The organism is Arcicella sp., from assembly GCF_964672035.1.
This window is the reverse complement of sequence record NZ_CBABQS010000143.1, coordinates 1-5,167: the sequence shown is the minus strand read 5'-3', so window position 1 is coordinate 5,167 and position 5,167 is coordinate 1. Positions and strand designations below refer to the sequence as shown.

Below are 5,167 nucleotides of genomic sequence, written 5' to 3'. Positions count from 1 at the left end.
AACGAGAAAATGAAAAAAAGTTTTGTAAATAATTTAGTTAAAAAAGCGAAAGAAAAAGAAGATTCAACCTTCATAAAAAGTACCAAGAGACTGAAGCGAACCTACACGGAAGCAGAACAACAAATGAGCGACAACGTAATAAGATATTGTGATGGTACAATGCTCGAACTGGAAAAAAAACTGTTTGAATTTAAACTACGCACCGAACCGATTTTAAACACGCTCCTATCGGCACACCAAAAAAGTTTATCAAAGTCGTAATACCCTACGAACAGGTACATTTTTAAAAAAAACTAAAAATAAACTAATTTTTTAGTTGTAAACCGAAATAAAATTAAACTGTACCCTATCCTCCAAAAGTCTAATCACAAAACGCACAAAAACAGGCTTAGAATCGTTTAAAAATAAGTGAAATATCTATGAGTAGCTTAAAGCCCCTAATATCGCCCTAAAACGAAAAAAAAGGGCAAAAAATATAAACTCAATCCCCCCTTCCCTCCTACCATTAGCATAAAATCGCTCAAATACCATTATTTTTAGTAATTTCACAGAAAACTAATTTTTTAGTTTAAATCTCAAAGTACGCTCATTTAAAAAATAGTTAACTGGCTGTAAATCAATTAATTATAAATTAAGGGGGTCGCTAATAAAGGGAAAGTCAAAAAATTCTACGAGACCAGCAACGATTTTTGTACGTTTTTTCAATCTTACTCCATTTGGGAATACTATTGAAAACTAAATATATAGTTCGACCCCCTCTTTAATTTTTTATTTTCTTCCCTTCGCTCTTTGATTTGGTGTTTTTTTCCTCGAATTTATTTTTTTCTGAAAATACTATTCAATAATTTTTTATGCGTGCAGGCATTTCAAGATTTTATTGAAAAATTATTTTTATTGTTTCAATGATTGGTAATTGTAGGGCTTGTAACTATTTGAAAGTCAATTAATTACAAGGGTAAAAGACACGGATTGCATACGAAAAGACACAAATTGAACTTTTAAAGACACAAATTGAACTTTTAAAGACACAAATTGCATACGAAAAGACACGGATTGCATACGAAAAGACACATATAAATAACTTAACGTGTCTTTTAAATATAACTGTTTAATTATAAGATAGTTGCGTTTTAAAAACTATTGAAAAAATGTGAATTATTTACTTAAAAGACACAAATTGCATACGAAAAGACACATCTAAATAATCTATTTTTTTGGATTAATTAATTGGTAATCAGTATTTTAATTAAAAATTAATTAAAATACTGAAACACACATCAAATACACCTAATTTTAGTTTATTTATTTGTTAATTTATTCATAATCAATTAGTTAATTAAATAATTATATACTTTTAAGAACTTAAAAGACACACTTAAAAATATCATTGTGTCTTTTAAATTCTTTTCCTATATTTGCATCATGGAAAATACGCTACGTCCCGTAAGTAGAGAACCCCTCGTTCTCCTTCTCTCTAAAAATGAATTTACAGCCATTGAACGTAAGATATATTGGATAATTTTAAACCAATTATACCAAGGAATTAATGTATCTCCTGATTTATTTAAAAACATGGAGTTTGTAATTCCTATCTCTGCTCTTCAAGAAACAAATCGAGGGCGTATAAAGGCAGCGGCAGAAAGAATTATGTCAAGAAGGCTCACTTATGAAAACCCTGTCAATGATTCATTTGAAATGATTGTTCCATTTCCTTATGTAAAATATCAAGGCAATGAAGGTACTTTAAAAATTAAAATGCTTGCTGAGGTACTACCCTATTTTATGGAACTACGTAATGGATATAGCGAATTTGAATTATATGCTGCCTTGTCATTATCAAGTGAATATTCCCAAAGGTTATATCCCCTGCTCTCTCGTTGGAAAGATACTGGTAAGTGGGTTAATGTTGATATTGAATATTTAAAAGGCTTACTTGACGCAAGCCATTATGATAGATTTGTTCACTTCAAGCAAAGGGTATTAGACCAAGCTGAAAAAGAAATCAATGAAAAGACTGATATTGACATTTCTATCGAATATAAAAAGACAGGAAGACACGTTACTCATGTAACTTTCAAGATTTTATCTAAAATTAAAAAGGAGGAAAAACAAGCACTATTAGCTGTAAAAGATGAATTAGATACAGTTGCGAACTTGGACATTGGACAAATTATGGCTCAGGTCAGTAGTATAATGAGAGGTTATAATTTTTCATCTACTCAACAAAAAAAGATTATGATTGACCCTAAACTGTTACAGTTATTTGTTGAAGAGGACTCTAAAATCGTTCATGGGGTAAGGAAAAACGTTTTGAATAAAACTGCTTATATGGCAAAAGTATTAGGGTTTAGTAAAAAATAAGACTTTTTTTACTAAAAGACACAAATTGCATACGAAAAGACACGCCAAATAATTAAGGTGTGTCTTTTCGTATTTTATGCCTTAAATACCCACTTTTTAACTTAAAAAGTGGGTATTTTACTTCAATTTTATTTATAATTAGTGCTAATTTTGTGCTAAAAGACACACATTGCATACGAAAAGACACAAATTCTAAACCATATTTATTTTCATTGACAACTGATTTAACAACTAAATTTAGTTGTTAAATCAGTTGTCAAAACTCTTTCTTTACCTTTTCTAAAACACCTGCTAAAACAAAATCATGAATAGATAGTCTATCTCGCTTAGGTAAACGACTTTGTATATCTCGAATCTTTGATAATTCACTTTCATAAATTTTAAAAGTAAATGATTTAAGTTTATCTTCTTGTGGTTTTTCTTCAACCTTAATTAAGGTTGTCCCCCCTTTGTTTATCATATCTTGCATTGCCGTATCACTTACTACTGGCGGTGTTGTGGTCGGTGGTAATGCTAATTTTGTTTTCTTCTTAATTGTTGTCATTTTCTAATTCCATTAAGATACTGGTTGTTATATTACAACTAAATTTAGTTGTAATATAACAACCAGTATAAGTTGTAAATTATTGATTTTTTCTAACTTTATATGCTTCTTCTATTCCTTTAAAAAGTGCCGTAAATTCTGAAACTGCTTTTTCATCGGCAGGTTTTAATTCAATAACTCCTAAACCTTCGGCGGCGGCATTGCCAAAAGCAATACGATTTCCTAATGGCGTATCTAAAAAAACAAGTCGCTCTGAACTCATTAAGAGTTCTGCTGCATCGTCTTTATGATTACCTCGTGAATCTGCTTTATTAATAAAAGTCAATGACAATAGACTCGAATTGAAAGGTAAAATCTCATTAAGCAAAGCATTCACTTTGTTAAGTGTCCAAATATCAAATGAGCGAGCTGCAAAGGGGAATAAAGCTATTTGAGAGACAGTTAGAGCTGAACGTTGGCTAACTGTATCACGCCCTCCTACATCAATGATTACATCGTCATATTTTTCAGCTAATCGTTTTACTTGTCCGTTTAAATCGCTTCCTGTAATTTTTACGGCTGTATAATCTAAAACACCTTGTAATGCTTGATTTCTAAATGCCGTAAAATCGGATGATGATTCTTGGTCGTCTGCATCAACCAGAAGAATATCCCTTTTCTTGCTTGCAAGAAAAACTGCTAAATTAGTAGCAATGGTAGTTTTTCCACTACCTCCTTTAATTCCACCTATTGTATAAATCATTTGAAACTGAATTAAGTTGTTATTACAGTTGTAAATTTACAACTAATTTTACAACTAATTTTACAACTAAAAAATATTATAACTAATTGGTTACAAATATTTTGTAATCAATTAGCATTCCACAAACCTACACCCACAAACCATACATTGGATTTCTAAATCAGGTTTACCCCAAACTCGATTATCACACGCACAAACGTATTTTGATTTTACCCCTGCACGGCTTTGGGATGCGGTTTTTCCGATGCCAAAAAAGGAAGAAATTAACACCTGCTTGCCTTTATAAATTGGCTGTGGAGATGTCCGTTTCAACCATGCCAATAACGTTTCTTCTTCCTCGTCTTCGTCTTCAATATACATCGCCATTTCTCGATTCAAACGATAGGGGAGAGTCAAACGTTTTAAATCTTCTTCACTAATGTTGTTAAACACTTTTTCAAACGCTCCCTCTCTGAGTATGTAATGACTCATTAATTGACCCGTCCGCAAACCACCTTCCTCGCCCGTATCGGAGGGCATTAAACCCAAAGATTCCATCTTATCCGCCCACTGGCGGTTATGGTAACATTGGCGAGAAGTCTTCCCAAAATCATGCTGCCAAAGATGCACCATTTCGTGTATCAAGGTCGAGTGCCAGGATTTATCAGAGCGGTACAAAGAATCTGGATTGATGGATATTTCGTGTATCGTTCTACGTTTATTTTTGGCTCGGCTTGAAGTCTTGGTAAGTACAGGTTCTTGATATTGGCGATCTTCTTCCTGAGCCACTACCCATTGCTTAGGTACAAAAAAACCATAAGCCCCTCCGTGTCGAGAGAGGTTAATTAAACACTCATCTAATTTACCCTCAAATAATTGTTGGTTGTAATACTGGTACAAGTCTTCAAGAGTATTGAATTGCTTACTGGTCATGTTTTCGTTAATTAAAGGCGTTTATTTTGTAGTGAACACTACAAAATAATGATACAAGATTATGCAATTTGCAGGAATTAACAAAGTTTCAAGTCCCTTATTGGGCCAAAAGTAAGACAGCATAGCGTAAGCATCTGAAATACAATACGTTAGCTTCAACTATTTTGCGAGTCTTATTTTATAAGTTATTGATAATCAATTATTTGAAATTTTTGAACTTAAATTACTATGGGTAGGTAGATTTAGATATTTTTGTGATGAATACTATAAAATAGTAATGTTTTTATTTTCTTAACCCCTTTGTAAATTTGATTATCTTTGTAGCGGAATTTTAATTAAATGCCCTTCCCTATGTCAGAGCAACCGCAGTATCATCCCATCGAAAATTTATGGCTCATCTCTCAGGTTATCAAAGGGAGTGTAACTCAGGCAAAAGATTTAACCAAAATGCTTAAAGAAGCAGAGCATCAACCTTACGTATTAGATGATGCTATCATTAATAGGGCTATCAAACAATACCAAGAGGGATTGGAATTTGTGCCGATTTATCGAGAGCAACTCAACAGATGGCAGGGTTTAAAACTTACGGATAGTCAAGCGCCTTTGGT

General features: G+C 32.5%; 6 protein-coding genes. 3 read left to right on the top strand and 3 right to left on the bottom strand.

The annotated features are described in order from the left end of the window. Nucleotides 1-261: hypothetical protein (locus AC1W31_RS20320; RefSeq protein ID WP_481736331.1), on the top strand; the 261-nt coding region annotated here is incomplete at its 5' end. Between the two features lie 1,161 nt (nucleotides 262-1,422). Then, nucleotides 1,423-2,361, top strand: a complete 939-nt coding sequence (locus AC1W31_RS20315) for a RepB family plasmid replication initiator protein (RefSeq protein WP_481736330.1) — start codon at nucleotides 1,423-1,425, stop codon at nucleotides 2,359-2,361. 256 nt (nucleotides 2,362-2,617) lie between these two features. On the opposite strand, the gene AC1W31_RS20310 is transcribed toward AC1W31_RS20315, so the two are convergent. From AC1W31_RS20310 to AC1W31_RS20300, 3 genes are all read right to left on the bottom strand, one after another. Further along, the gene (locus tag AC1W31_RS20310; protein ID WP_481736329.1) at nucleotides 2,618-2,905 is read right to left on the bottom strand and encodes a hypothetical protein; all 288 of its coding nucleotides are present in this window, start codon (nucleotides 2,903-2,905) and stop codon (nucleotides 2,618-2,620) included. A gap of 79 nt (nucleotides 2,906-2,984) precedes the next feature. Further along, nucleotides 2,985-3,647 carry an AAA family ATPase gene (locus AC1W31_RS20305; RefSeq protein ID WP_481736328.1) on the bottom strand — a complete coding sequence of 221 codons (663 nt, stop codon included), beginning with the start codon at nucleotides 3,645-3,647 and terminating at the stop codon, nucleotides 2,985-2,987. 111 nt (nucleotides 3,648-3,758) lie between these two features. Then, nucleotides 3,759-4,559: a SprT-like domain-containing protein gene (locus tag AC1W31_RS20300; protein ID WP_481736327.1), complete on the bottom strand. Its 801-nt coding sequence runs from the start codon at nucleotides 4,557-4,559 to the stop codon at nucleotides 3,759-3,761. A gap of 351 nt (nucleotides 4,560-4,910) precedes the next feature. Here AC1W31_RS20300 and AC1W31_RS20295 point away from each other — a divergent pair. Beyond that, nucleotides 4,911-5,167: hypothetical protein (locus AC1W31_RS20295; RefSeq protein WP_481736326.1), on the top strand; the 257-nt coding region annotated here is incomplete at its 3' end.

What these genes read in the sequence shown, in the direction of transcription:
- AC1W31_RS20300 (WP_481736327.1), bottom strand. Translation starts at nt 4,559, where the DNA reads ATGACCAGTAAGCAATTCAATACTCTTGAAGACTTGTACCAGTATTAC.
- AC1W31_RS20305 (WP_481736328.1), bottom strand. Translation starts at nt 3,647, where the DNA reads ATGATTTATACAATAGGTGGAATTAAAGGAGGTAGTGGAAAAACTACC.
- AC1W31_RS20315 (WP_481736330.1), top strand. Translation starts at nt 1,423, where the DNA reads ATGGAAAATACGCTACGTCCCGTAAGTAGAGAACCCCTCGTTCTCCTT.
- AC1W31_RS20310 (WP_481736329.1), bottom strand. Translation starts at nt 2,905, where the DNA reads ATGACAACAATTAAGAAGAAAACAAAATTAGCATTACCACCGACCACA.